Consider the following 22,523-nt stretch of genomic DNA (forward strand, 5'->3'; position numbering starts at 1 on the left):
GGGCGCAACGTATTCTCTGGGCGAGGCGAGGAGATTTTCGGTGGTGGCGATCGAGGTAATCGATGCGGAGCTGGCCGCGCTGTACGGCGAGCTGGGCAGCGAGTTCGCGGCGTACGAGCGGGTCAAGCAGCTGATCATGGCGCAGATCAAGGCGGGCCGGTGGAGTGCGGGGGAGCAGATCCCGTCGGAGAACCAGTTCGTCGCCGCGCTCGGTCTGTCCCGGATGACCATCAATCGCGCCCTGCGTGACCTCACCGCCGACGGTGCGCTCACCCGGGTGATGGGTGTCGGGACCTTCGTTGCCGCCAGTAAAGCCACCTCACCGCTGTTCGAGGTCCGCAATATCGCCGACGAGATCACCGGCCGCGGGCACCGACACCGCACCGAGGTGGTGTTCGTGCGGTCCGAGGCGCCCGCCGAGGCCGAGCTCGCGAATGCCATGGGCCCCACGGTGTTCCACTCGCTGCTCGTACACTTCGAGGACGGCGTGCCGATCCAGCTCGAGGACCGCTACGTCAACCCGGCACAGGCTCCCGACTACCTCGCCCAGGACTTCACCACCGTCACCCCGAACATCTACCTCAGCGAGGTCGCCCCGCTGCTGCGCGGCGAACATGTCGTCGAGGCGGTGCGGGCGGCGCGCGAGGAGTGCGCGCTGCTCGGTATCGACGCCGACGAGCCGTGTCTGCTGATCCGGCGCCGCACCTGGTCGTCGGGCGGGTTGGTCAGCGTGGCGCGGCTCGTGCATCCGGGTTCCCGAAATCGTCTGGAGGGCAGTTTCGGCAGCGAACCGAGCTGACCTTCGCATCGGATCGGCACGGAACGTAACGTCACGTGGCCGGTAGAGTGAGCGGTATGCCTCCCGCTCCCCGGTCGGATCGCCGCAACGAACATTCCCGTCGCGCCATCCTCGACGCCGTCTTCGAACTCGCCGCCACCAAGGGTTACGGCAAGCTGACCATCGAGGGCATCGCGGCCGCGGCGGGCGTCGGCAAACCGACCATCTACCGGTGGTGGGAATGCAAGGGCTCGGTGGCGCTGGAAGCGATCGCCGAGCGGCTCGGCTCGGCGGGCGAGTTCCCCGACACCGGCGACATCGCCGCCGACCTGACCGAGCACATGCGCTCGATGGTCGACATGCTCAGCGGCGATATCGGCCGGATCTATCGCGGCATCCTCGCCGAGGCGCAGACCGACCCGGAGTTGATGGACACCGTGCGCGCGGTGATGGTCGATCCGCGCGTCGAGCAATGCGCCCGTCGACTCGAAATCGCCGTGGCGGCGGGACAATTGCGCGATGACATTCCGATCAGGGAGATGGTCGAAATTTTCTATGCGCCGCTGTATTACCGATTGCTGCTCGGCGGTAACGATCTTGCCGAAACGCCTGCCGTTGTCGAGTACGTTCTCGATGGGTTGCGGCCCGCTCGAATAGAACGGTGACGCGTGCACGATCGCACTCCGGAATTGTTATCGTATCTGGACGTCAGTCTGTTGCGGCAAACTGACAGCAATCATAAAAAGTGGCTGTGAACTGGGAATATGCTTCAGAGATGAATCCAGTTCAATTTCGGGTTATCACTGTTTCGTGACGAAGTGCGCGGTAGGACCGGCCGGGGCTGTACGTTTGGAATCGATAGTTTCGCTGGGTTCCATTCAGGTAACGGAGAGGGCGGAAATGGCTACAGTCACGCAGCCGTCGGGGCCGCGCACAGCGATCTCTCGACGTGAATTCTCCGCAGCGAAAACAGTGATGACACCGTCGAGTCTGGTGACCCTCGGGTTGATCCTGCTGATTCCGGTGCTCATCACCGCGGGGCCGATCCTCGCCTCGGCGCTGATCGCCCGCTACGACGGTGTCGGGTGGTCCAGCGGTTCGGTTTTCGGGGCGATCGGGGTACTCGTCGGCATGTCGGTGCTCGCCTCGGCGTGGGCGTTCCGCCTGGCTTGGCGGCGCGGTAGTGCCGCCGCGCAGCGCCCGTTCGGTTCTTCTCTCGCGCGGTAGGAGATCGGCAATGCAGACCCACCGTCACCCGGCCGAGCCGCTCATCGAGCCACCCGAGGCCGCTGCCGCCGCCGACGAATGCCGCCGCCTGCGGATCGTCGCCCGGATCGAGGCGCCCCAACTGTGGGACTCGACCGCCGCGCGCCTGCTCGACTGCGCGCGCCGGCGCTGGCAGGGCAGGCCCGATATCGCCGACCACCCGGCCCTGCGTCGCTGGTCGCGGATCCAGGATTCCCAGCAGCGCCCCCAACAGCCGTGCCTGCGCACGCTGTTCGCCGCCTGCGCCTCGGGTTCGCTGGTCGGCGGCGATCCATGTGCCGACCTGGCCGCCGCGATCATGCTGCTGTCGAGTTGCCCCGCCGAAGCGGTGCGGCAGGCAGATCCGGGCACGGTGCGCTTCTCGGTGTACGCCTACCGCGAGGACGACCTGCCGCTGGCCGAGGATTTGATCGTCACCACCATCCGTGCCTGCGGCACCCTCCTGGCTCGCCGTTGCACGGTCCTGCGCCCCCCGGTCCGTTCCGCCGCTCCGCTCGTCGAGCATCCGACGCCGGACCTGTTCGTCCTCGGCAGCACCGCCGCTCGCTGATCCATCCCTCTGCGCCGCCGGTCTTTTCACTTTCCGTCGAGGTTGCGTGGCTGGTAGGAGCGCTGCGCGAAGGCATTCTTGCGGCGTCGCCGAAGGGTATCGCCGCGCTGCCGACACGCCGACGAAACTGACAGTGTGACAACGGATTTCATGTTGTCAACTGACGTGAAATCCGGCGCTCGACACGCTCCCGCTCGCGGAGACGCGATTCGGATTGTATGGTTCACGCAGGGCTGTACCCCGTCACCGGAGTTGTTGACGATCTGACAGTTCGTGTCACTCTGGTCCCAGATCCTTTGTGTATCAACAACATCGACGTTGACGATTTCGACTCGACCGCATGCATCCATCGTCGGATGATCCCCGAGGTGTCCGCCTCGGCTGTTCGTTGACCCTTGCCGGCGAATCGCAGTCCGACGTCGGGTGAACCTCGATGGTGTGAAAGTGCTTGGGGCACAAGGCGATTACGCCGTGCCTGTGAGCCTCGCGCCAGGCCTATCTGCGCACTGGTGCGCACAACCAGGGATGTTGTAAAGCATTGGGGCACACCACAATTGATGGATTCAAACTTGGAAGATGTTGTAATGCTTGACATCTCGAGCTACCTCCACAACACTACCCGTCGGTAGCAAGCGAACGGAACGCTCGACCCCGTCGGCTGCGAGAGGTGCCTCCCTACGACTGCCCCGCCGGAATTCCGTAAACCTGTGTCCGCCAGTCGCCGGTGATCTTCTCGCCCGTCGTGACCACATCGAAGGAGCTCAGCGCAATGGACAATCCCGCGCTACCCGCAGCACAGCACTTGGATGACCAGCACCTGCTCGACCAGCACTCGGGTGATCAGCATTCGGGCGATCAGGTAGTGGTCCTGCCCAGACCGGCCGGACCGGTCGAACAGCTGGCGCTGGTCACCGAACGGCTGCGGGAACTGCTCATCACCGGCGAAGACTTCGACGCGATCTACTCCCACATCCTCGCCGCTCCCGGCAAGCGGGTCAGAGCGCGACTCGTCCTGGCCTGCGCCGGCCTGCTCCCCGATGCCACCGACACCGCCGCCCCGCTGCGCGATGCCGTCGACCTGGCCTGCGCGATGGAGATGTTGCACGAATCCTCGCTGGTCCACGACGACATCTGCGACGGCTCGCTGCTGCGCCGTGACGCACCGTCGGTGCCCGCCGCGTTCGGGGTGCGGACCAGCGCACGCGCCGGATTTCACCTGGCAGGCGCGTCGATGCAGGTCGTCGCCAGGGTGCTCAGCGACAACGCCGAGATCTTCGCGCGGGTCGGTGAGGCGCCCGACATCACCTACGCGGACCGGCTTTCGGATCTGTCCTACGGTCAGCTCATCGAGACCCTGCCACCCTCGATCGACGAGGCCGCGCTGCGCCGCCACTACGAACTCGTGGCAGGCGCCAAGACGGGCACCCTGTTCCGGCTGTCGTGTTCCTACGGCGGGACCGCGGGCGGCGTCGATCTCGATCGACTGCGCGCCCTGATGGAGTACGCCGACCAGCTCGCACTCGCCTTCCAGATCATGGACGACGTCCGCGACATCGAGGGCGGACCCGGCCTCGGCAAGGACGCGGGCGGTGACCTCGAACGTCGCGTGCCGACCTGGCCGGTCATCGAATGGCTCGGCAGCCGCCCCGGCGCACGCGAAATGTGGCTGGACCCAGAGATTTCCAGCGCCACCCTGCAAGAAGACCTGGTCGGCAGCGGTGCGACCAAAGCCGCCCGTCTGGTCGCGATGGACGCCACCGAGAAGGCCACCCGCGCCCTCGACGTCTTCCCACCCTCCCTCGCGCGTGACGACCTGCGCGAACTTCTCCAGCAGGTGATCTCCCGATGAGCACAGCACGACTACCCCTGCTGATCCGCGGACTGCGCAAACTGCGTCGCGCACCGGATCTGGACGCACTGCGTGCCGCCCGGTCACCGCGGGAACTGGCCGCGCTCGCGCTGATCCCCGCAGGTCGCAACCTTGGCATCGCCGTCGGCCTGCTGCCGGTGACGTTGCGCGCCGAAGCCACCGCCGCGCTGCTCGCCTGCCGAGTACTCGACGCCTTCGAAGATCTCAGCGACCGTGCGGTGGCAAGCGGTGCCGTACTCGCGGCAGTGGACTACCTCAACGGCATCAGCGAGACCCTGCCACCACCGCTGCCAGCGCACGACGGCAAGATCCGCGACAGCGAAGCCGTCGACCGGGTGCTCGCCGAGCGCATCGCCGACATCAGGGCGCTGCTCACGGCATTGCCGGTGCAGGGTCGCGAGCGGGTGGGCAGCGTGCTCACCGATGTCGGCCGGGTGATGGCCCGCAATATCGACGCGCCGCTGCCTCGTGTCGCCTACAGCGAGGGCGTGCTCGGCCGGATCACCCACTACGCGTGTGTCCTGGTCGCCGATGATGTACTGCCCGAAGCGGATCTGCGCGAACTGACCGGTTGTGTCGCGGTGATCGCCCAGTCGGCCAACGACCTGCGCGACAACGAGCTCGCGATCTACGGAGCCGCCGACCGTGAGGAACTCACGCGGATGGTGATGCTGCGCCAGCTCACCCCGGCACTCGGCGGCTTCGCGCTGCTGGCCGAGCTCGGCCCCGGTACGCCGAGCGTGGGCGCGCGGGCGGCGATGGCGTACATGACGATCACGACCTCGGCGTTCCTGTGCGGTGCCGTCGACGCGCCACCGGCTTTCCGGCGACCGGTCGCCGCGGCTACCCTGGCCGCCGTCTCGCCGGTGTACTGGACCAAGATGCTCGAGCGCGTGCGCCGCAGTGGCGATGCGGCGATCCATCAAATGCTCGATGCCTCACCGGATTTCACCACCGGCTCGGCCTCGTCGGCGCAGGTGCTCGGCGCGGGCGAGCGCGCCTCGACGGAAACCTCGCTGATGCCGCTGATCGTCGACACCACCTTCGCGCTGGTGCACACCCTGCCCGAAGGCCGTTTGACGGGCGAGCTCTCCGACTCGGCGATCCGCACCATGATGATCGCCGATCACCTGGCCTTCGGCGCCATGGAGCGGGTGCCGACCCACGAACCCGATGCGATCCGGGCGCTGGCCACCCGGCTGCAGCTCGCCGCACTGGACATCTCCCCTCGATGATCGTCACTACTAGCGAAGGAGCTCTCCCATGAGCACCGGAACGCCCGTCGCGCCCACAGAGAAACCGCCGTTCAGTCGGCGTGCGCTGAAACTCGAGCACGCATCCAATGTCGGCCCGCTGCTGCACATCGTGTTGTGGATCGGCATGACCGCCGCCGCGCTGTTCGTGCCTGGTACTTCCACCTGGTACATCGCGGCGCCGCTGATCATCGTGCTCGCGCTGCTGAACCTCTCGCTGACCATCGGCGTGATGCACATGCACACCCATCGCCCGCTGTTCGTGTCCAAGTTCCCCAACCGGGTGGTCGACATCCTGTGCTGCCTGCCCGGCAACCTGACCGCGGCCGAGATGCGCGAGGTGCATGTCCTCAACCATCACCGGTTCAACGACGGCCCGGGTGACGTGACCGCGACCACCGGCATGGACAAGGGCATCGGTGCCCTCTGGTACTGGGTTCGCTACGGTGTGATCGTCAAGATCCACACGGTGCGAACGGTTTTCGCCGCGAACCCGGCGCCGCGTCGTCGCAAGACGCGCCACCAGTTCCTCTTCGACCTGGCCGTCTACGCCATTGTGATCGGCTCCGTCTGGTACGTCGCGGGCATGGAGAAATTCCTGCTGTTCTACTGGGTGCCGTTCCTGATCACCCAGGTCAACGCGGGCTACTTCGCCTGGCTGAGCCACGCCCCGGCACGCGGATTCACCGATGAGCCGAGCACTTCGCTCAACAACGCGGGCAACATCTTGAACTTCCTGATCTTCAACCAGGGCTACCACAGCGTGCACCACCGCTACCCGGGCATCCACTGGAGCCAGATCCCCGACAAGCTCGACTACATGCGCGATGTGAACCCCGGCGTCATCGTGCCGTATTGGATGGTGGCGCAGTCGGGTTGGCGTCTGGTCGTGCCCGGCGGCTTCCTCAACGAGGGTTACGGCACCAAGTGGAAGGCGCGGCTGGAGTCGCGTCTGGAAGCGGGCACCGTTCGCTCGCGCTACCTGCCGTGGTTCGCATGGATCTGATGTCACCGCAACAGGTTCGGGGCGTGCTGAAGACTCCCTCGCGGCTCGTCCCGTTCCTGTTCTCCTTCGCCGTCTACGGTTTCGCCGGTATCACGGTGCCGCTGATGCTGCTGTTCGCGGGCGGCTGGTGGTTGCCGAAGACGGTCGACAAGGGGCCGCACCTGTCCGCGGTTCCCGCGATCGCGATCGACCTGGTGCTGCTCGCGTTGTTCGCGCTGCAGCACTCGGGCATGGCTCGGCCCTCGTTCAAGGCGTTCATCACCCGCTGGGTGCCCGAGGCGCTCGAGCGCACCGTCTACATCATCGGCGTGTGCCTGGTGATGTGGGTGATCATGCTGGCGTGGCAGCCGGTGCCGCAGGTGCTGTGGTCGGCCGACGGAGCACTCGGGCTGGTCCTCGACACCGGGTTCTGGATCGGTTTCGTGCTGGTCTACGCGGCGACCCTGCTGCTGAACCACTTCCACCTGCTCGGCATCAGTCAGGCCTACCGCCAGTACGTGATCCAGGTACCGGACGCGACGGTCGACCGCCTGCAGGTGAACGGCGTCTACAAACTGGTTCGGCATCCGCTGATGACCGGTCTGCTCGTCTCGTTCTGGTTCGCCAGCGAGTTCACCGTCGGTCACCTGGTGTGGGCGCTCGGGCTGACCGGGTACATTCTGCTCGGAACCTACCTGGAGGAGCGCGATCTCATCGCTCGCTTCGGTGCGTCCTATCGCGCCTACGCCGCGCAGGTGCCCGCGTTCTTCCCGTCCGTGCGTGCCGTTTTCGGCCGATCGTCTCGGTAACCGGCCACGGCCGGGTGCGAGTCTGGAGAGGAACCGTCGTGAACAGTCCCGTTCGAGAGCGTACTGAGCACCACTCCACCGCGACCGGCCCGGTGCGTGGCGTTGGTCGCGCCCACGCCAAGGCGATCCTGCTGGGTGAGCACACCGTCGTGCACGGGACGCCCGCCATCGCGTTTCCGCTGCCGACCCTGTCGGTGCGGGCGATCGCGCGTCCCGGCGCGCCGGGTGCGGATATCGATGTTCCCGAAGGGCACTTCGGGTTCGTCGCGGGTGATCCGAATGCCGTGGCGGACACGCTCTCCGGGCCGCGCGTCGCGGTCGAGGAGGCGTTGCGTCGCTGGGGGCTGACCGGTCACGTGGCCCACGTGGTGATGGAATGCGATATTCCGCTCGCCCGTGGGCTCGGCTCGAGTGCGGCCTGCGCCGGTGCGGCGGTGCGCGCGGTCGCCGACCTGCACGGCCGCACTGTCGAGCCCGCCACGCTCTACGAACTCGTGCAGTGCGGTGAGCAGGTGGCCCACGGCAGGGCCAGTGGCATCGATGCGAGCGCGGTGCTGGCCGACGGGCCGATCCGGTTCCACGAAGGCACCGCCACCGCACTCGACATCGGTCTCGACGCCGCCCTGGTGATCGCCGATACGGGGGTGCCCGGGTCCACCCAGCACGCGGTGGCCGGGGTGCGCCGCACACTCGACCGAGATCCACAGTCCGCGCGACAGGTGCTGGCCAGGGCGGGGGAGCTGATCAGTGGTGCGGCGGAGGATCTTTCGGCCGGGCAGGCCGCCTCGCTCGGTCGGGCGATGCTCGACTTCCAGGAACTCCTGTCCGGGCTCGGCGTCAGCACTCCTCACATCGACGCCCTCGTCGCGGCGGCGCTCGACGCGGGTGCGTACGGCGCCAAACTCACCGGCGCCGGTCTCGGCGGCTGCGTTCTCGCGCTCACCGAACCCGGTGACGCGCGCACGGTCAGCGCCGCCTTGCGTCGCGCCGGTGCGGTACAGACCTGGACGGTCCCCACGCGCAGTTTGCGTTCCGGCGCGCAGTCCCTATCCGTCCCGACCTCGGAACATGGTGCCAATCAATGACTTTCACCTCAGCATCACCCGCGCGAACGGTCGGTGACGCCTCGACCGGCGAGGTTCCCATCGCGTCGGCCGAGGCGGTCGCGGGCGGTCGGTCCGGCGAGGCCGTCTCGGTCGCGTATCCGAACATCGCCCTGGTGAAGTACTGGGGCAAGCGGGACGAAGAGCTGTTCCTGCCCGTGACCGGCAGCCTGTCGATGACCCTCGATATCTTCCCGACGACCACGTCGGTGCAGGTGATCGACGGGTCGACCGATACGGTCGAGTTCAACGGTGTCGCGGCGACCGGTGCGGCGCTGGCCCGCATCGAAACGTTCCTGGATCTGGTGCGCGCCAAGGCCGGTCGGTCCGACCGTGCACGGGTGGTGACGTCGAATGCCGGGCCGACCGGCGCCGGTCTGGCCTCCTCGGCGAGCGGATTCGCGGCTCTGGCCACCGCCGCCGCGTCCGCCTATGAGGTCGATCTCGACCCTCGCGCCCTGTCGCGCCTCGCCAGGCGTGGCTCCGGTTCCGCATCTCGCTCCATCTTCGGCGGCTTCGTCGTGTGGCATGCGGGGGAGGGCGAAGGTGCTGCGGGAGACGAGAGTTCGTACGCGGAGCCGATCGGCGGCGACGAACTGGATCCCGCCCTGGTGGTCGCAGTGGTGAATCAGGGCGCGAAGGCGGTGTCGAGCCGGGCAGCCATGCGCGAGACCGTCACCACGTCACCGTTCTATCGCCCCTGGGCCGAATCGTCTGTGTTGGATCTGGCAGAGATGCGCAAAGCTGTTGCCCGCCGAGACCTTCCCGCTATCGGTGAGATTGCCGAGCGCAACGCCCTCGGTATGCACGCGACCATGCTCACCGCGCGCCCCGGAATCCGCTATCTCTCACCGCATTCGATCGCGATCCTCGATGCGGTGCTCGCCCTGCGCGCCGACGGGATCATGGCGTATGCCACGATCGATGCGGGCCCGAACGTCAAGGTGCTGTGCACCCGCGCCGATGCACTGCAGGTCAGCGCCACACTGGACGGTCTCGGAGATTTCGTCACCACCCGTACCGCGCACATCGGCCCCGGTGCGTCGTTGTCGACCTGCACCGACACGCCCTCTGGCGGCAGTCGATGATCAGTTGTCGTGCGCCCGGAAAACTCTTCATCGCCGGTGAATATGCCGTGGTCGAACCGGGTCACCTCGCGGTGCTCACGGCGGTCGACCGCTACGCGACCGCCACGGTGACCGCGGCGGATCCCGGCGAAAACATCACCCTGCATTCGGATCTGGACGGCGGCATCACACTGTCCTGCACGCGTCACGGTGACGAATTGGCGCCGACTTCGGATGCCGGTGTGCCCGCGGCCTTTTCGTATGTTTTCGCCGCAGTTTCGGTGATTCACAGTCTGCTCGTGGAACGCGCGATCCCCGTATCCCCGTTCCGGCTCAGCGTCACCGCCGACCTCGGCGACGCCGACGGTCGCAAGTTCGGTTTGGGTTCCAGCGCGGCCGTCACGGTGGCCACCGTCGCGGCTCTCGGCCAGTACTTCGCTCTCGAACTCGATCCCATGGACCGCTACCGGCTGGCGATGCTCGCCACGATCACGGTCAACCCCCGCGCCTCGGGTGGCGATGTCGCCGTGAGCACCTGGGGCGGCTGGCTCGCCTACCGGTCTCCGGACCGCGCGCAGCTGGCAGCCTCGCTCGCCCGCGACGGCGTCGAGGCAACGCTGCGCGCACCGTGGCCGGGCTTGTCGGTGCGCCCGCTGCCCACCCCGACCGAACTCACCTTGCAGGTCGGCTGGACCGGAAACCCCGCCTCCACCCCGGCGCTGGTCGCCGGTCTCGACGGCGATCGCACCACCTTCCGGGCACACAGCAACGAGTGCGTCGAACGACTCGTCGCCGCCGTCGAGGCCGACGACTCCCAGGCCATGCGAACCGAAATCGACAGTGCGCGAACACTGCTCATCGACCTCGACGCAAGTTCGGGCCTCGGCATCATGACCCCGCGTCTGCACGCGCTCTGCGCCGCGGGCGCCGCGGTCGGCGCTGCGGCGAAACCCTCCGGCGCCGGTGGTGGCGACTGCGGCATCGCGCTCATCGAACGTACCCGCCCCGCCGCGATCGCCGAACTCACCGGCCGCTGGCTCACCGCCGGAATCCGCCCCCTGCCCCTGCGGACCCACCTCGAAGGGGAGCGCCGATGATCGCCGATCGCAAGGACGACCACGTCCGCCACGCGGTGAACCACCACCGTCAGGCCACGGGTGTCAGCGACTTCGACTCCGTCACCTTCGTCCACCATGCCCTCGCGGGTATCGATGCCGCCGATGTCTCCCTGGCCGTCGAGGTTGCCGGAAAGCAGTGGGCCACACCGCTGTACGTCAACGCGATGACCGGCGGCAGCACCAAGACCGGCGAGATCAACCGCCAACTCGCCATCGCCGCCCGCGAAACCGGCATCCCCATCGCGTCGGGCTCGATGAGCGCCTACTTCCGGGATCCGTCGGTCGCCGACACGTATCGGGTGCTGCGGCAGGAGAACCCGCACGGCTTCGTGCTGGCCAATGTCAACGCGAACGCCACCGTCGACCAGGTGCGCAGCGCCATCGACCTCCTCGAGGCCGATGCACTGCAGATCCACCTCAATGCCGTACAGGAAGTGGTCATGCCAGAGGGAGACCGTTCCTTCGGGGCCTGGCCGCGCCGGATCGAGGAGATCGTCGCCGCCACCGCCGTGCCCGTCTTCGTCAAGGAAGTCGGGTTCGGGCTGAGCAGGCAGACCGTCACCTGGCTGCGCGACGCGGGCGTCGCCGTGGCCGACGTCGGCGGACGCGGCGGCACCAACTTCGCGCGCATCGAGAACGATCGACGCGTCGGCGGCGATTTCGCGTTCATCGAGAGCTGGGGCCAGTCCACCCCGAACTGCCTGCTCGACTGCGCAGCAATCCCCGGCATCGACATCGCGGCCTCCGGCGGTATCCGCTCACCACTGGACATCGCACGCGCACTCGCGTTGGGCGCCAACGCAACCGGTGTCGCGGGCGCGTTTCTGGAAACCCTCGTCAGCCACGACACCGAGGCTCTGATCACCAAGATCGGGACCTGGCTCGACCAACTGCGCACCATCCTCACCGTGCTCGGCGCCCGTACCCCGGCCGACCTGACCGCGGCCGACCTGCTGATCACCGGGGACGTCGCGACCTTTTGCCGGCTGCGCGGCATCGACGCCGCAGCACTTGCCCACCGGAGTCCCTGGTGGCGCGAATCCGAACTTCGAGAAGGAGTCACCCATGAATGACATGTCGTACGCGGCGGTGCCGCTGCAGTGGGTGGGACCTGTGCGCATCACCGGAAACGTCGTCGACGATGCCGTCGACGTCCCCCTGGCCACCTACGAAACCCCGCTGTGGCCCTCGGTCGGGCGCGGCGCGCGGATCAGCACCCTCGCCGAGAAGGGCATCGTCGCGACCCTGATCGACGAGCGGATGACCCGCTCGATCCTCCTCGAAGCCGACGACGCCTACACCGCGTACACCACGGTCCAGCAGTTGGAAGGCCGGATGGCCGAGCTGCAGGAGGTGGTCGCGGGCAGTAGTCGTTTCGCTCGGCTGATCGACCTGCACCACCAGATCACCGGCAACCTGCTGTTCCTGCGCTTCGAATTCACCACCGGTGACGCGTCGGGCCACAACATGGCGACCCTGGCCAGCGATCACCTGATGGATCACATCCTCTCGACCATGCCAGGGGTGCGCTACGGCTCGATCTCGGGCAACTACTGCACCGACAAGAAAGCCACCGCCGTCAACGGCATCCTCGGTCGCGGCAAGAACGTCATCACCGAACTGCTCATCCCGCGCGAGGTCGTCGAGCAACGCTTACACACCACCGCCGCGCAGGTGACCCAGCTCAATATCCGCAAGAACCTGATCGGCACTCTCCTCGCCGGTGGAATCCGTTCCGCCAACGCCCATTACGCCAACATGCTGCTGGCGTACTACCTGGCCACCGGTCAGGACGCCGCCAATATCGTCGAAGGCTCCCAGGGCATCACCCACGCCGAGGACCGTGACGGCGACCTCTACTTCTCGTGCACCCTGCCCAACCTGATCGTCGGCACGGTCGGCAACGGCAAGCATGCGAGCTTCGTCGACGAGAACCTGCAACGCCTCGGCTGCCGTGAAGACCGGCAGCCCGGCGAGAACGCCCGGCGCCTCGCGGTGATCGGGGCGGCCACCGTGCTGTGCGGGGAGCTGTCGCTGATGGCGGCCCAGACCAATCGCGGTGAATTGATGCGCGCCCATACCCAATTCGAGCGGACCACCACGAGCAACGGAAGCCCACGATGACAACTACGCCGGTCGGTATCCACGACCTTTCGTTCGCCACGACCCACTACGCCCTCGATCACGCCGTCCTCGCCGAGCGACTCGGGGTGGATCGCGACAAGTTCTACCTCGGCATCGGCCAGGAGAAGATGAGCGTCGCCGCCGCCGACGAGGACATCGTCACCATCGCCGCGGCCGCCGCCCAGCCCATCCTCGAACGGCACGGCACCGACAACATCCGCACCGTGCTGCTGGCCACCGAGACCGGCGTCGATCAGTCCAAAGCCGCTGCGCTGTACCTGCATTCGCTGATCGGGCTGCCCAATGCCGCCCGGGTCGTCGAACTCAAGCAGGCCTGCTACGGCGGCACCGCCGGGCTGCAGTTCGCGGCCGGTTTGATCGCGCGCGACCCCTCGCAGCGCGTGCTGGTGATCGCCGCCGACATCGCCAAGTACGAACTCGACACCCCCGGTGAGCCGACCCAGGGCGCCGCCGCCGTCGCGATGCTCGTCACCGCGAACCCGGCCATCCTGGCGCTGGACCCGATCTCGGGCCTCTACAGCGCCGACATCATGGACTTCTGGCGCCCGAACTACCGCACCGAAGCCATCGTCGACGGCAAGACCTCGGTCAACGCCTACCAGAAGGCCGCCCAGGAGGCGTGGGCCGACTACCGGCGCCAGGGTGGGCGTGACCTCGGCGAGTTCGCCGCGTTCTGCTACCACCAGCCCTTCACCAAAATGGCCTACAAGGCGCACCGCCACCTGCTCGAAAGCCAGGGCCACACCGCCGATGCCGACGCCATCGAGGCCGCCCTCGGTGCCACGACCACCTACAACCGCACGGTCGGTAACAGCTACACCGCCTCGCTCTATCTCGGCCTGGCCTCGCTGCTCGACCATTCGGGGGACCTCACCGACAAGGCGCTGGCGATGATCAGCTACGGGTCGGGTAGCGTCGCCGAATTCTTCAGTGGCACTGTGCAGTCCGGCTACCGTGAGCATCTGCGGACCGAGGCGAATCTGGCGGCGATCAGCTCGCGTGAGCTGCTCGGGTACGAGCGCTACCGGGAACTGCACGAGGCCACCTCGCCCAGCGACGGCGCCTACCACGCCATGGTCGAGGAAACTCGCCGCCCGTTCCGGTTGGCCGCCGTCTCCGGCCACAAACGTATCTACGAATCCCGCTGAGGTCACCGCATGAGCAATAACGACACCCGCCACGTCCAGGTCATGATCGTGGGCAGCGGACTTTCCGGCCTCGGCACCGCCATCCGGCTGAGCCAGCGCGGCCTGTCCGACTTCGTGGTCATCGAACGTGGACCCGATGTCGGCGGCACCTGGCGCGACAACACCTATCCCGGTGCGGGCTGCGATGTTCCGTCGCACCTGTACTCGTACTCGTTCGCGCTCAACCCCGACTGGTCCCGCTCGTTCTCGCCGCAGCCGGAGATCGAGCAGTACCTGCGCGCCGTGTCCGAACGCTACGGTGTCCGCGACAAGCACATCTTCGACTGCGCGCTGACCGCGGCTCGCTGGAACGACGCCGACCGCAGGTGGGATATCGAGACCAGCAAGGGCACCTTCACCGCCGACTTCATCGTCTCGGCGGCGGGTGTGCTCGCCGAGCCGAATCTCCCTGATATCAAGGGCATCTCGAGCTTCGAGGGGGAGATCTTCCACTCCGCGCGCTGGAATCACGACGCCACCCTCACCGGCAAGAAGGTCGCAGTCATCGGCACCGGGTCCTCGGCGGTGCAGATCGTGCCGTCGATCGCGCCCGAGGTGGAGCACCTCGACGTCTACCAGCGCACCGCGACCTGGGTGATGCCGCAGATCTCCCGCCCGTACCTGGGGGTGGAACGCTTCGCCTTCAAGCACGTTCCCGGTCTGCAACGGCTGATCCGGGCGCTGATCTACACCACCCGCGAGCTGTTCGTGATCACCCAGGTGAAGTACCCGTGGACCGGCATCGCGCTGGAAATGGTCGGCCGGTTCAAGATGCGGACCGAGATCCGCGACCCGGAACTGCGTCGAAAAGTGTTGCCCCAGCACCGCATCGGCTGTAAACGCATGCTCGTGTCGAACAAGTTCTACGGTGCGCTCGACCGTGACAATGTCGACGTCGTCACCGACGGCATCGCCGAGGTACGTGCGGGTTCGATCGTGTCCGAGGACGGCACCGAGCGGGAGGTGGACGCGATCGTGCTGGCCACCGGTTTCCACGTCGCCGATTCACCGACGTTCAACCTCTACACCGGCCGCGACGGCCGAACCGTGTCCGAGGCAGCCGATGTCGAGGGCTACCAGATGTACAAGGGCACCACGGTCGCGAACTTCCCGAACATGTTCTTCATGCTCGGCGCCAACTCCGGGCTGAACTACACCTCGCTGATCTATGTGATCGAGTCCCAGATCAACTACCTCGTCGACGCCATCACCACGATGGAGCAGCGCAACCTGCAGTCGTTCGAGGTCCGCGTGGACGCACAGGTCGAGTACAACAAGCAGCTCGAGCCGAAGATGGCGCGCACCGTGTGGGTCAACGGTGGCTGCACCAGCTGGTTCCTCGACAAGCACGGCAACAACTCCGCCCTGTGGCCCGACTTCAGCTTCAAATACCGGCGCATGGTGCGCAAGTTCGACATCGACGCCTACGAAACCACGACGAAGACGCGATGACCGCACCGCACCACACCCGCGTCGCGATCATCGGCGCGGGTTTCGCCGGCTTGGGCGTGGCTATTCGGTTGCGCCAGTTGGAAATCACCGACTTCGTCGTGTTCGAGCGGTCGAGCGAGGTGGGCGGGACCTGGCGTGACAACACCTATCCCGGTGCTGGTTGCGATGTTCCGTCACAGCTGTACTCGTATTCGTTCGCCCGCAATCCGCACTGGACGCATTCGTTCTCGACGCAGCCGCAGATTCAGCGGTATGTCCAGGATGTGGTCGATCGGCACGGAGTACGCGAGTCGATCGTCTTCGACTGCGAGGTCACCGGCGCGCGCTGGAACGACGACGCCGCGCGCTGGGAGATCGAGACCACCGACGGCGCCTACACCGCCGACATCATGGTGTCGGCGGCCGGTCCGCTGAGTGCCCCGAATCGACCGGATATCAAGGGCATCGACACCTTTCGTGGGCCGATCTTCCATTCGGCGCGCTGGGATCACGACGTCGAGCTCGCCGGCAAGCGGGTCGCGGTGGTCGGTACCGGGGCGTCCGCGATCCAGATCGTGCCGTCCATCGCCGGTGCGGTGGCCCGCCTCGACCTGTACCAGCGCAGCGCGCCCTGGGTGCTGCCGCGCATGGGCCGCAAGTACAGTCGGCTGGAACGTCTCTACTACCGCCGAGTGCCCGGTGCACAGCGGCTCGCGCGCAGCGGCGTGTACTGGCTGCGCGAGACTTTCGTGTTCTGGCAGTCCAAGTACCCGCCGTTGGCCGACTTCTTCGCGGCCGGTGCGCGGGTGAAGATGTGGTGGGTGATCCGGGATCGGGAGCTGCGCCGCAAGCTCACTCCGAGCTATCGCCTCGGGTGCAAACGCATGCTGATCTCCAACGTGTACTACCCCGCGCTCACTCGCGACAATGTCGAGGTCGTCACCGACGGCATCGCCGAGATCCGGGAACAGTCGATCGTCGCCGACGACGGCACCGACCGCGAAGTCGACGCCATCGTGCTGGCCACGGGCTTCCGGATCGCCGACTCACCGACCTACGAGCTGATCACCGGGCGCGACGGGCGCACGCTGGCAGAGGTTTTCGGTGCCGGGGGAATGAACGTGTACAAGGGCACGACCATCGCGAACTTCCCGAACATGTTCCTGATGATCGGCCCGAACTCCGCGCTGAGCTACACCTCGGCGATCTTCACCATCGAAGCCCAGATCAACTACATCATCGACGCGATCACCACGATGGACGGCACCGGCCTGCGCACGGTCGAGGTCCGCGCGGACGCGCAGGCCGCCTACAACCGCGACCTGCAGACGAAATTCGACGGCACGGTCTGGAACGCGGGCGACTGCACCAGCTGGTTCGTCGACGAGAACGGCCACAACGCCACCCTGTGGCCGGATTTCAGCTTCCGGTTCCGTCGGCTGCTGCAGACCTTCGACGTCGAGGCGTACGCGACGACCCGGTCAGAATGAGTTCTGCCGCGAGCTGACGGTGGGCGGACGCGAGGAGGCGCGCAGCGGGTTCGCGGTGGGGAAGGTGATCGAGGGCAGGGTCACCCACATGCGAACCCGGGTGCCGTTCTCGTCGTGGTCGAAGGTGAGATCCTCGGTGAGCACCCGCATCATCTCGACCCCGCGACCGCGATAACCGGGATCGGTGGGGGTGGGAATCCACTTGCCGTTGTCGGTGATCTCGATGACCACCCGGTCGCCGTCGCAGCGGGCGGTGAGGCTCACGCGGCCCGGTTCGGTGTCGCGGTAGGCGTGTTCGACGCTGTTGCTGCAGGCCTCGTTGGCGGCGGCGACGAGGTCGGCGGCCAGATCGTGTGGGACGGCGGCGGTGGCGAACCAGCGGTAGAGGCCACGGCGCACTCCGGCCAATTCGGCTGCGGCAGCGGGGAAGTCCAGACGCAACGGCTCAGGGGGTTGACGGTAGACGACCATGGCGACGTCGTCGTCGTAACCCGCCGGCGGGCACAGCCGCGACAGCACCGCGTCGGCGACATCGCGGGGGAGTGCCGCACCGGTTTCGCTGAGCACTTCGGCGATCTTGACGAAGCCCTCGGCGATGTCGTACCCGCGCTGTTCGACGAGGCCGTCGGTGAACAGCACCAGGGTGGCGCCCGGCGGGAGCGCGGTGGTGGCCTCCGGCCTGCGCGGAGTGTCGAAGGTGGCGAGGGGGACCGCGCGCCCGCCTTCCAGGATCCGGCCCGGACCGCCGGGCGGCGCGAGGACCGGCGGCATGTGACCCGCGTTCGAGTACCGCACCATTCCGCGCTCGGGATCGAGCACGGCCGCGCACACCGTGGTGCACATGGCGCCCGGAATCCGCGAGGCCACGGCATCGAGTTCGGCCAGCAACTGCGCCGGTCCGGCGCCACGCAACAGCAGAGCCCTTGCGGCAGTACGCAATTGGCCCATCACCACGGCGGCCGACAGGCCACGGCCGACACAGTCGCCGACCACGACGCCGATGGTGCCGTCGCGCAACGGCACCACGTCGTACCAGTCGCCGCCGATCTCGAGGGGCGGCAGGGCGGGCTCGTAGTGCACGGAGAATCGGGGCGGCAGTTCGATCGGGCCGAGCATCGCCCGCTGCAGGGTGAGCGAGGTGGCACGCGCCTGATCGAAGTTGCGGGCACGCTGCAGCGCCACGCTGAGATGGCCGACAAGCAGTGAGTACAGCGCCCAGTCGGGGGCGCTGACCGCGCGCGGCGCGCCGAAACGCACCCACAGCGCCGCGTCACCGGTTTCGCCGAGCGGCGCCACGACCGCGTCGACCCCGCCTTCGTCACCGGTGATGGCCGAAAGGCCGCGGGCGGACTGCCTGCGCGAGCGGTCAAGCAGTGCCTGGGTGTCGTCGTCGAGCACGACAGGGCCGTCCGCGCGCGGTCCGCTCTGCCGCATCGGCGCGACCATGAATTGTGGTGCGACACTGCTGGTTTCGGGCTCGGGCTCCGCTGCTGGGCTCGCGGGCGTCACCCCGCAGGAGTAGACATCGGGGCGGCCGGTGCGGCTCGGCCAGATCGCGACCAAGGCGGTTTCGGCGCCCATGGTGCGGCGCAGTTCGTCGAGTCCGACCGCAAGCACCTCCACCATGCTGGTCGCCGCGCCGACGGCGGTCGCCAGGCGGGAGGCGGCCTGGTCGCGGGCCTGGGCGTCGTGTTCGGCGGTCACATCGCGCACGGTGCCGACGAAGATCCGTTCGTCGTTCTCCTGCTTCACCAGCGAGCTCGCGCTCACCGCCAGCCACCGTTCCCGGCCGTCGCGATGCCGCACCGGCATCACGAATCGCGCTGCCTCCGTACCGATCTGGGGATATCCCTTGCGATCTGCCAGCGCCCACGGATGCGGGAGCGGGAAGGGAACCTCGTTGGCGCCGTACCCGGTGAGCACGCCGAAGGCCGAGTTCACTTCGACGATGGTGCCGTGGTCGTCGGCGACGAAGAACCCGTCCTGCAACGACTCCACCAGCGCGGTGCGAAACGCGTCGCGGCCTTCGAGATCCTCTGCGCGGGAACGCTGTTGCTCGTAGCGGCGGGTGCCGTCGAGGTACCCGCGGGTGGCGATGTCGAGGGCCGCCATCGTCTGCAGCAGGAATTCCAGGGCCACTTCGGCGCGGCGCGGGTCCTCCCGGATATCGGGGTCCTCGGCAACGGCCCGGAAGTGGTTCTCGGTGAGGTCGAGCAGGCTGATGTCCTCCACGAGAGCTCGCCTGCCGAGGTCGTAGCCCTCTGAGAGGCCGGCCTGGCCCGGTGCGGCGACGTGGCGGCGCATGGCCGCCGAATAGTCGTCGAGAAATGCGACAAGGACAGCGCTCATCGCCAACCTCTCATCGGCGGGGTCCGGGGGTGCGGGCCGCAGTGTCGAGGCCTCGGGGCTCGCGGCCTCATGGTTGGGGCCCACGGAAACGTGCCGCGAGCACCAGCGCGTCGTCGGTATCCTTCGCGTCGCGGGCGAGCAGATCGCCCGCGATGGTGACAGCGGGTTTGGCCAGGTCCATCGATTCCGGGCCGACCGCGACGATCCCGTCGGTGGCCATCAGCAATAGATCGCCGGGCCGGATCGGCAGGGTCTGCGGCTGCAGGTGCGAGGGCAGTCGGTAGCCGACGATCCCACCGGTGAGCAGCATCGTCGCCCGCAGCTCCGGACCGGCCGGGCCGAGGGTGAGCAGTCGCGAATCGACATTGCCCACGCCGAGCCACTGCATCGTCTCGCCCGGCTCGATCAACGCCAAAGACACTGCGGCACCACGGGTTTCGACCATCGCACGATGGCAGAGCACCATCAGCAGATCCAGGGGTTCGCCGCAGTTCTCGGTGAGGATGACCGTGGCCCGATCGGCCGCCTCGGCCGCGGGCGCACCGTGACCGAGCCCGTCGAGCACCGCGAACAGGATGCCCGCGCCGGTGTCGAGCACGAGCGAGCGGTCACCGGAGACGTCCTGACCGGGCAGCGCCCGGCCGGCCGTCGACCACTCCATGCGCCCGATGATCCCGTCCTCATACAACGTCGGGTACCCACTTCCACATCTCGATCAACGTCCCGCGGCCCGGGGCGGAATCGATGGTGAGGCGGTCCATCAGCCGACGCGCGCCGGGCAGTCCGAGTCCGAGCCCACGCCCGGTGGAGTAGCCGTCTTCCAGCGCGCGCGGAATGTCACGGATGCCGGGGCCCTGGTCCTCGGCTTGGATCACGAGTGCGCGGCGACCCTCGCGCAAGTCGATGAGCAACCTGATCTCGCCGCTGCCCGCGTAACTGGTGATGTTGCGGGCGATTTCGGAGATGGCGGTGGAGATCATGGTGCGGTCGGTGAGGGTGAAACCGAGGTCACCCGCCAATTCGCTGCCGGCTTGCCGGGCGGTGACGATGTCCTCGGACACCTTGACCGCGATCGCCACTTGCTCAGCGGCCACTGTCGCGACCGTCTCGTCGCCGCGGGTGCCGATTCAGCCAGGAGAGGCCTTCCTCGAGATCCAGCGCGGTGTGCATGTCTTCGAATGTAAGGCCCAGTTGCACCATGGCGAAGGCGACCTCGGGTTGCAGCCCGACGATCACAGTTTCGGCGCCCCGCAACTGGGTCATGTGCGCGATCGTGCGCAACGAGCGCGCGGCGAAGGAATCCATCACGTCGATGGCGGTGACGTCGACGATGATGCCGGTCGCGCGGTAGCGACTGACCTGCTTCATCAGGTCGTCCTGTAACCGCTCGGTGTCGGCATCGGTCAACGCCGACTGCACGGACGCGATCAGGTACGTGCCCTGTTTGAGAATAGGTACCGGCATGGTGGCTGTGTCAGCGCCCGTCCCGCTCGCTCAAGCGCTCGGTCACTCGGGAGACCTCGTACCCGAGCAGGCGCTCGGCCTCCTCGATACCGCCCTGGAGGTCGCCGACCGCGTTCATCTTGGACAGATCGAGGCCGATGGTCACCAGGGTCAGCGCGATCTCCGAGGACAGGCCGGTGATGATCACGCTCGCGCCCATCAGACCCGAGGCGTCGACGGTCTGCACGAGGTGGTTGGCCACCACCGAGTCGATCGCGGGCACACCGGTGATGTCGATGACGACCACCTTGGCGCGGTTGGCGCGGATGGCGCGCAGCAGCTGCTCGGTGAGCTGGCGGGCGCGCTGGGAGTCGAGCACACCGATGATCGGCAGGATGAGCAGCTGCTCACGGACCTGCAGCACCGGGGTGGACAGCTCGCGGATGGCCTCTTGCTGGCGGCTGATGACGCGCTCGCGTTCCTGCACGAACGACACGGCCACGGTGTTGGCGATGCGGTTGGCGGCAGGCTCGTAGGCGTCGAGCACGCGATTGAGCAGCTCGAAGTTGGACTGGTACTTCTCGAAGAGGCTGCGGGCGAGCACGTCGCGCAGCAGCAGCACGATGCCGATGACCTCGTCGGTCTCGACGCCTCGCGGAATGATGCGCTCGGACAGGTCGCGGGCGTAAGCCTGCAGCGCCTCGACGCTACCGGTGACGAGCACCTCGACGTAGTTGTCGTACATCGACGTCGCCTCGGAGAAGATCTCCTCCGGGGTCATCGCGGTCAGGAGCTCGGCTTCGGTGATGCGCCGTGCCCACTCTTCCCGCAGCCCGGTGCGGTTCTGCCGCAGGTGCTCGACCAACTGCGGGAGCAGATTGTCGAGCGGCTGCGCCGGCAGCGAATCCGCCGAAAGACTCGTGGACACCTCGGACATGGAAACCCCTGCCCCTTTCGACGACGGACGTAATCGGTGCGCACAGTGCGCGTTGTGCCTGAGCCTACTCATACCCCGAATGCTCTGCTGCCCAAACGTGGTGCTGTCGGCTATTCCGGAGCGAACCCGCGTTCCAGCGCGCGTAACGCCTGGTCGAGATATGCGGTGAGATCGGTGTCACCACGCTCGAGCCAGGCGTCGAAAGCGGCCCGCGCGGCGGCCAGGGTGGTGCGCCCGATCGCGAGGGGAATCAGCTCGCCCGCGCCGGTGCCCAGGCGGCTCGCGGCGAACTCACCGACCGCGCGCTCCCACGCGTCGTAGTGCGCCCCCGCGCCCGCCGAGAGTGCGGGAACGCCGGAGACCAGCCGCATTCTGGTGCGCAGTTCGGGGATGTCCTCGGCGCGATACCTGTTGGCCGCCACCACAATTCGGCGCACCGCGGCCATCATCGGCTCGTCGGCGGGGACGGCGGCGAACGCGGCGCGCAGGTCGTCGACCTCGTTGTCGAACTGGTGCCACAGCACCTCGGCCTTGGTGGGGAAGTAGCGGAAGAAGGTGCGCTCGCTCACCCCGGCCTCGGCGGCGATGCGTTCGACGGTGACGTCGTCGAACCCGTGTTCGGCGAACAGTCTCATCGCGATCACCTCGAGTTCGCGACGGGTGGTGCGCGGCGGACGACCGCGGTGCCCCTTCGGGGTCGGCAGCGGTGCGCGCGAAGGCGGGGCGGACATGGATACAGGAT

Annotated in this window: 22 protein-coding genes; 16 read left to right on the forward strand and 6 right to left on the reverse strand. The window is 67.4% G+C overall.

The features are described from left to right. Nucleotides 1–43: 43 nt before the first annotated feature. The 16 genes from hutC (at nt 44) to ACFW6D_RS07265 (ending at nt 17,052) form a co-directional block, all read left to right on the forward strand. A complete protein-coding gene (hutC, locus tag ACFW6D_RS07190; RefSeq protein ID WP_379325638.1) occupies nt 44–799 on the forward strand; it encodes a histidine utilization repressor in 756 nt (251 codons plus the stop codon). 56 nt (nt 800–855) lie between these two features. Next, nucleotides 856–1,443, forward strand: coding sequence for a TetR/AcrR family transcriptional regulator (locus ACFW6D_RS07195; RefSeq protein WP_379325640.1), 588 nt, complete (start codon nt 856–858; stop codon nt 1,441–1,443). 235 nt (nt 1,444–1,678) lie between these two features. Beyond that, entirely contained in the window at nt 1,679–2,005 is a 327-nt protein-coding gene (locus ACFW6D_RS07200; RefSeq protein WP_379325642.1) for a hypothetical protein, read from the forward strand. A gap of 10 nt (nt 2,006–2,015) precedes the next feature. Then, entirely contained in the window at nt 2,016–2,594 is a 579-nt protein-coding gene (locus ACFW6D_RS07205) for a hypothetical protein (protein ID WP_379325644.1), read from the forward strand. A 769-nt stretch (nt 2,595–3,363) separates the two neighbouring features. Then, a complete protein-coding gene (locus ACFW6D_RS07210) occupies nt 3,364–4,443 on the forward strand; it encodes a polyprenyl synthetase family protein (RefSeq protein WP_379325646.1) in 1,080 nt (359 codons plus the stop codon). Beyond that, on the forward strand, nt 4,440–5,699 hold the full coding sequence (locus tag ACFW6D_RS07215; RefSeq protein ID WP_379325648.1) for a hypothetical protein: 1,260 nt from the start codon (nt 4,440–4,442) through the stop codon (nt 5,697–5,699). The genes ACFW6D_RS07210 and ACFW6D_RS07215 overlap by 4 nt, the downstream gene beginning before the upstream one ends. Nucleotides 5,700–5,727: 28 nt before the next feature. Next, the gene (locus tag ACFW6D_RS07220; protein WP_379325649.1) at nt 5,728–6,723 is read left to right on the forward strand and encodes a fatty acid desaturase; all 996 of its coding nucleotides are present in this window, start codon (nt 5,728–5,730) and stop codon (nt 6,721–6,723) included. Between the two features lie 23 nt (nt 6,724–6,746). Further along, entirely contained in the window at nt 6,747–7,511 is a 765-nt protein-coding gene (locus ACFW6D_RS07225; RefSeq protein ID WP_379325651.1) for a methyltransferase family protein, read from the forward strand. A 38-nt stretch (nt 7,512–7,549) separates the two neighbouring features. Beyond that, nucleotides 7,550–8,596: a mevalonate kinase gene (gene mvk, locus ACFW6D_RS07230; RefSeq protein ID WP_379325653.1), complete on the forward strand. Its 1,047-nt coding sequence runs from the start codon at nt 7,550–7,552 to the stop codon at nt 8,594–8,596. Further along, the gene (gene mvaD / locus ACFW6D_RS07235) at nt 8,593–9,702 is read left to right on the forward strand and encodes a diphosphomevalonate decarboxylase (protein ID WP_379325655.1); all 1,110 of its coding nucleotides are present in this window, start codon (nt 8,593–8,595) and stop codon (nt 9,700–9,702) included. Before mvk ends, mvaD begins: the two co-directional genes overlap by 4 nt. Then, nucleotides 9,699–10,778 (forward strand): phosphomevalonate kinase, encoded by a 1,080-nt coding sequence (locus ACFW6D_RS07240; protein ID WP_379325657.1) that lies wholly within the window; start codon nt 9,699–9,701, stop codon nt 10,776–10,778. The genes mvaD and ACFW6D_RS07240 overlap by 4 nt, the downstream gene beginning before the upstream one ends. Further along, nucleotides 10,775–11,872, forward strand: coding sequence for a type 2 isopentenyl-diphosphate Delta-isomerase (gene fni / locus ACFW6D_RS07245; RefSeq protein WP_379325659.1), 1,098 nt, complete (start codon nt 10,775–10,777; stop codon nt 11,870–11,872). Before ACFW6D_RS07240 ends, fni begins: the two co-directional genes overlap by 4 nt. Beyond that, entirely contained in the window at nt 11,865–12,923 is a 1,059-nt protein-coding gene (locus tag ACFW6D_RS07250) for a hydroxymethylglutaryl-CoA reductase (RefSeq protein ID WP_379325661.1), read from the forward strand. Before fni ends, ACFW6D_RS07250 begins: the two co-directional genes overlap by 8 nt. Continuing rightward, complete coding sequence (locus ACFW6D_RS07255) at nt 12,920–14,092, forward strand: hydroxymethylglutaryl-CoA synthase (RefSeq protein WP_379325663.1); 1,173 nt, start codon at nt 12,920–12,922, stop codon at nt 14,090–14,092. Before ACFW6D_RS07250 ends, ACFW6D_RS07255 begins: the two co-directional genes overlap by 4 nt. Nucleotides 14,093–14,101: 9 nt before the next feature. Next, nucleotides 14,102–15,583 carry a flavin-containing monooxygenase gene (locus ACFW6D_RS07260; RefSeq protein ID WP_379325665.1) on the forward strand — a complete coding sequence of 494 codons (1,482 nt, stop codon included), beginning with the start codon at nt 14,102–14,104 and terminating at the stop codon, nt 15,581–15,583. Then, entirely contained in the window at nt 15,580–17,052 is a 1,473-nt protein-coding gene (locus tag ACFW6D_RS07265; protein ID WP_379325667.1) for a flavin-containing monooxygenase, read from the forward strand. Before ACFW6D_RS07260 ends, ACFW6D_RS07265 begins: the two co-directional genes overlap by 4 nt. On the opposite strand, the gene ACFW6D_RS07270 is transcribed toward ACFW6D_RS07265, so the two are convergent. From ACFW6D_RS07270 to mftR, 6 genes are all read right to left on the reverse strand, one after another. Continuing rightward, nucleotides 17,044–19,401, reverse strand: coding sequence for a SpoIIE family protein phosphatase (locus tag ACFW6D_RS07270; protein WP_379325669.1), 2,358 nt, complete (start codon nt 19,399–19,401; stop codon nt 17,044–17,046). The two genes, ACFW6D_RS07265 and ACFW6D_RS07270, sit on opposite strands and share 9 nt — an antisense overlap. A gap of 67 nt (nt 19,402–19,468) precedes the next feature. After that, nucleotides 19,469–20,062, reverse strand: a complete 594-nt coding sequence (locus ACFW6D_RS07275) for a SpoIIE family protein phosphatase (RefSeq protein ID WP_379325671.1) — start codon at nt 20,060–20,062, stop codon at nt 19,469–19,471. A gap of 19 nt (nt 20,063–20,081) precedes the next feature. Then, entirely contained in the window at nt 20,082–20,495 is a 414-nt protein-coding gene (locus tag ACFW6D_RS07280; RefSeq protein WP_379325673.1) for an ATP-binding protein, read from the reverse strand. Next, nucleotides 20,485–20,865 (reverse strand): STAS domain-containing protein, encoded by a 381-nt coding sequence (locus tag ACFW6D_RS07285; RefSeq protein ID WP_056809990.1) that lies wholly within the window; start codon nt 20,863–20,865, stop codon nt 20,485–20,487. Before ACFW6D_RS07285 ends, ACFW6D_RS07280 begins: the two co-directional genes overlap by 11 nt. A 10-nt stretch (nt 20,866–20,875) precedes the next feature. Beyond that, nucleotides 20,876–21,781: an STAS domain-containing protein gene (locus ACFW6D_RS07290; protein WP_056809988.1), complete on the reverse strand. Its 906-nt coding sequence runs from the start codon at nt 21,779–21,781 to the stop codon at nt 20,876–20,878. Between the two features lie 110 nt (nt 21,782–21,891). After that, the gene (gene mftR, locus ACFW6D_RS07295) at nt 21,892–22,512 is read right to left on the reverse strand and encodes a mycofactocin system transcriptional regulator (RefSeq protein ID WP_379325675.1); all 621 of its coding nucleotides are present in this window, start codon (nt 22,510–22,512) and stop codon (nt 21,892–21,894) included. Nucleotides 22,513–22,523: the final 11 nt, after the last annotated feature.

This window comes from Nocardia sp. NPDC058705 (assembly GCF_042749305.1).
In the GTDB taxonomy this organism is placed as follows: domain Bacteria; phylum Actinomycetota; class Actinomycetes; order Mycobacteriales; family Mycobacteriaceae; genus Nocardia.

Bases quoted from the DNA above. Each gene is read 5' to 3' on its own strand.
- ACFW6D_RS07195 (WP_379325640.1), top strand. From the start codon at position 856: ATGCCTCCCGCTCCCCGGTCGGATCGCCGCAACGAACATTCCCGTCGC.
- ACFW6D_RS07200 (WP_379325642.1), top strand. From the start codon at position 1,679: ATGGCTACAGTCACGCAGCCGTCGGGGCCGCGCACAGCGATCTCTCGA.
- ACFW6D_RS07205 (WP_379325644.1), top strand. From the start codon at position 2,016: ATGCAGACCCACCGTCACCCGGCCGAGCCGCTCATCGAGCCACCCGAG.
- ACFW6D_RS07210 (WP_379325646.1), top strand. From the start codon at position 3,364: ATGGACAATCCCGCGCTACCCGCAGCACAGCACTTGGATGACCAGCAC.
- ACFW6D_RS07215 (WP_379325648.1), top strand. From the start codon at position 4,440: ATGAGCACAGCACGACTACCCCTGCTGATCCGCGGACTGCGCAAACTG.
- ACFW6D_RS07220 (WP_379325649.1), top strand. From the start codon at position 5,728: ATGAGCACCGGAACGCCCGTCGCGCCCACAGAGAAACCGCCGTTCAGT.
- mvaD (WP_379325655.1), top strand. From the start codon at position 8,593: ATGACTTTCACCTCAGCATCACCCGCGCGAACGGTCGGTGACGCCTCG.
- ACFW6D_RS07240 (WP_379325657.1), top strand. From the start codon at position 9,699: ATGATCAGTTGTCGTGCGCCCGGAAAACTCTTCATCGCCGGTGAATAT.
- fni (WP_379325659.1), top strand. From the start codon at position 10,775: ATGATCGCCGATCGCAAGGACGACCACGTCCGCCACGCGGTGAACCAC.
- ACFW6D_RS07250 (WP_379325661.1), top strand. From the start codon at position 11,865: ATGAATGACATGTCGTACGCGGCGGTGCCGCTGCAGTGGGTGGGACCT.
- ACFW6D_RS07255 (WP_379325663.1), top strand. From the start codon at position 12,920: ATGACAACTACGCCGGTCGGTATCCACGACCTTTCGTTCGCCACGACC.
- ACFW6D_RS07260 (WP_379325665.1), top strand. From the start codon at position 14,102: ATGAGCAATAACGACACCCGCCACGTCCAGGTCATGATCGTGGGCAGC.
- ACFW6D_RS07265 (WP_379325667.1), top strand. From the start codon at position 15,580: ATGACCGCACCGCACCACACCCGCGTCGCGATCATCGGCGCGGGTTTC.
- ACFW6D_RS07270 (WP_379325669.1), bottom strand. From the start codon at position 19,401: ATGAGCGCTGTCCTTGTCGCATTTCTCGACGACTATTCGGCGGCCATG.
- ACFW6D_RS07275 (WP_379325671.1), bottom strand. From the start codon at position 20,062: ATGGAGTGGTCGACGGCCGGCCGGGCGCTGCCCGGTCAGGACGTCTCC.
- ACFW6D_RS07285 (WP_056809990.1), bottom strand. From the start codon at position 20,865: ATGCCGGTACCTATTCTCAAACAGGGCACGTACCTGATCGCGTCCGTG.
- ACFW6D_RS07290 (WP_056809988.1), bottom strand. From the start codon at position 21,781: ATGTCCGAGGTGTCCACGAGTCTTTCGGCGGATTCGCTGCCGGCGCAG.
- mftR (WP_379325675.1), bottom strand. From the start codon at position 22,512: ATGTCCGCCCCGCCTTCGCGCGCACCGCTGCCGACCCCGAAGGGGCAC.